General features: G+C 63.3%; 3 protein-coding genes and 1 pseudogene. All 4 read left to right on the forward strand.

Annotation, left to right across the window (positions count from 1 at the left end; genetic code table 11):
- Positions 1–46: 46 nt before the first annotated feature.
- Positions 47–202, forward strand: a pseudogene (locus tag FXB38_RS45350) (DUF5372 family protein); the annotation flags it as partial.
- Between the two features lie 109 nt (positions 203–311).
- On the forward strand, positions 312–494 hold the full coding sequence (locus tag FXB38_RS42265) for a hypothetical protein (protein WP_148756743.1): 183 nt from the start codon (positions 312–314) through the stop codon (positions 492–494).
- Positions 475–1,851, forward strand: a complete 1,377-nt coding sequence (locus FXB38_RS42270) for a recombinase family protein (RefSeq protein WP_246230646.1) — start codon at positions 475–477, stop codon at positions 1,849–1,851. The genes FXB38_RS42265 and FXB38_RS42270 overlap by 20 nt, the downstream gene beginning before the upstream one ends.
- A 64-nt stretch (positions 1,852–1,915) precedes the next feature.
- Positions 1,916–2,533 (forward strand): hypothetical protein, encoded by a 618-nt coding sequence (locus FXB38_RS44520; protein ID WP_246230647.1) that lies wholly within the window; start codon positions 1,916–1,918, stop codon positions 2,531–2,533.
- The last annotated feature ends 33 nt before the right edge of the window (positions 2,534–2,566 follow it).

The following is a 2,566-nucleotide window of genomic DNA, read 5'->3' on the forward strand; positions in this document are numbered from 1 at the left end:
CTCGGAACGGCGACATACTGCCCGCGAACAACAGGCTGAAGCACGCATCACCTACCGATTTCATCCTCGCTTCGGCGAGACGGTAGGCGTTAGGCGGCGGCTTGAGCGAGGCGGCGTCGCGTTTCTCGTTGTGCACCAACTTGACGGCACCTTTGCCTGCCTTCCGGCGTGGATGACTGATGAGGCTGCGTCCCGATTCGAGATCGGCGTTGAGCCGCATTTTCCCCTGAATGTTCTTTGCTCCCTACGCAACGAGGTCGATGCGCTTCTAGGCTTTCTGGCGTCCGAATCAAAAACGGAGCGACCAGAGAATGACGCACCGATCCGAGAATCTCCAGCCAAGCCTGTTCGAGGCCGTGCGACCGTGCGTCGAACTGCGTGCAGTTCAAAGGAACGAGCTCGCGATGGTCATCGAGGTGCTGCTGCGCGAGATCGCGGCGGCGCTGGCAAAGGCGGCAAGCGGGGGGAGAGGCGATGACCAAGATCACGACTGAGCATCTCGCCCGCAACGCCTGCGTCTACATCCGGCAATCGACAGCAGACCAGCTCGCGCATAATCATGAGAGCCGACGGCGCCAATACGGCCTCGTCGATCGCGCCAAGCAGCTTGGCTGGAGCAACGTCGAAGTCATCGACGACGACCTCGGCCGGTCCGGCGGCGGCATCGCGCGTCCCGGCTTCGAGCGGCTGCTTGCAACGATCTGCGACGGCCGTGTCGGCGCTGTGCTCGCGATCGAGGCGTCGCGTCTTGCCCGTAATGGCCGCGACTGGCATACGCTGATTGAGTTCTGTGGATTGGTCGGCACGCTCATCGTCGACGAGGACGGAATCTACGATCCTCGCCATCCCAACGATCGGCTGCTGCTTGGCATGAAGGGCACGATGAGCGAGCTTGAACTCTCGATGTTCCGCCAGCGCTCGCAGGAAGCGCTGAAGCAGAAGGCGCGCCGCGGCGCGCTGGTCCTTGGTGTCGCCGCCGGCTATGTGAAGATCGGTCGCGATCGCATAGAGAAGAATCCTGACAAACGCGTGCAGGACGCACTGCAGCTGGTTTTCACCAAGTTCGCCGAGCTGCAAAGTGCAAGACAGGTGCACATCTGGCTGAGAGAGGAGCGCATCGAGCTGCCGGTCAAGTCGCGCCAAGGCGAGGCGCACGGCGTCGTGTGGCGACTGCCGGCCTACAACATCGTGCACAACATCCTGACCAATCCGATCTATGCAGGTGCCTACGCGTTCGGGCGCACGACGAGCCGTGTGAGTGTCAAAGGTGGGCGCAAGCATGTCCGGCGTGGTGTGCAAAAGCCCATGGCCGAATGGGATGTCTTGATCAAGGATCATCACACGGCCTATATCACCTGGGACGAGTTCGAGCGCAACCTCGAGGTAATCGCCAACAATGCGACCGGCATGAGCAGCGCACTCGCTCGCGGAGCAGCTCGTAAAGGCGAGCTGCTGCTGCCCGGACTGCTGCGCTGCGGCCACTGCGGCCGCAAGCTCCATGTGCACTACAGCGGCAAGATCGGCCGCTACAATTGCTACGGTGCGCGTACGAACCACGGTGCCGCGCGCTGCATTTCGATCAGCGGCTTGAGCATCGATACGGCGATTAGCAACGAGGTCCTGCGCGTTCTGAAGCCGCTCGGCATCGAGGCAGCACTCAGAGCGATCGAGGCGCAATCGAGCACGACGACCGCGGCCGAGCGCCAGCTGGAGCTGTCGCTGCAGCAGGCGCGGTACGAAGCCGCGCACGCGCGCCGACAGTACGACGCCGTCGACCCGGCAAACCGGCTGGTCGCCAGCGAGCTGGAGCGCCGCTGGAACGAGGCATTGCAGGCTGTCGCAAAGCTTTGAAGGGGAGATCGCCGCCCTGATTGCGCGCCGTCCGCCGCCGCTCGGAGATCCGGAGCGCCGGCAATTGGTGGCGCTCGGTGCTGATCTGGAGCGCGCCTGGTTGCATCCCGCTGCCACCGCCGCAACGCGCAAGCGTATCCTTCGCGCGGCACTCACGGAGATCGTCGTGCGCAAGGACGGCGCAATCATCCATGCGGTCCTGCACTGGCAAGGCGGCGACCATACCCAACTGCAAGTCAAACAGCGACTGAATGCGGCCGGCCGGCACAATCCACGCATCCCCGACGACACTATCGCACTCGTGCGTGAGCTGGCGCGGCTGATGCCTGATCGACAGATCGCGCGCCTGCTCAATCGCACTGGCGGCGAGACCGGGCACGGCAATGCCTGGACGCAAGAGCGCGTGCGCGGCTTCCGCAATCACCACGACATCGCCGTCTTCCGCGACGGCGAGTGGGCAGAGCGCGGCGAGATTACGCTCGAAGCGGGAGCAAAACTCATCGGCGTCTGCAACATGACGGCGTTGCGTATGCTTCGCCGCGGCGACATCAAGGGCCGACAAGCTTGCGCGGGCGCGCCTTGGGTGATCAGGGCCGAGGACTTGGCAGGTTTCGCCAAGGGAAAGCGTCGGAAGCCTCCGCTAACACAAAATGCCACGCAGCACGCCTTTGACTTTCAATGAGTTAGCCGAGGTGCATTATGAATCATGACCGCT

The sequence above is a fragment of the Bradyrhizobium cytisi genome (assembly GCF_008123515.1).
Lineage (GTDB): Bacteria > Pseudomonadota > Alphaproteobacteria > Rhizobiales > Xanthobacteraceae > Bradyrhizobium > Bradyrhizobium cytisi.

Bases quoted from the DNA above. Each gene is read 5' to 3' on its own strand.
- FXB38_RS42265 (WP_148756743.1), top strand. From the start codon at position 312: ATGACGCACCGATCCGAGAATCTCCAGCCAAGCCTGTTCGAGGCCGTG.
- FXB38_RS42270 (WP_246230646.1), top strand. From the start codon at position 475: ATGACCAAGATCACGACTGAGCATCTCGCCCGCAACGCCTGCGTCTAC.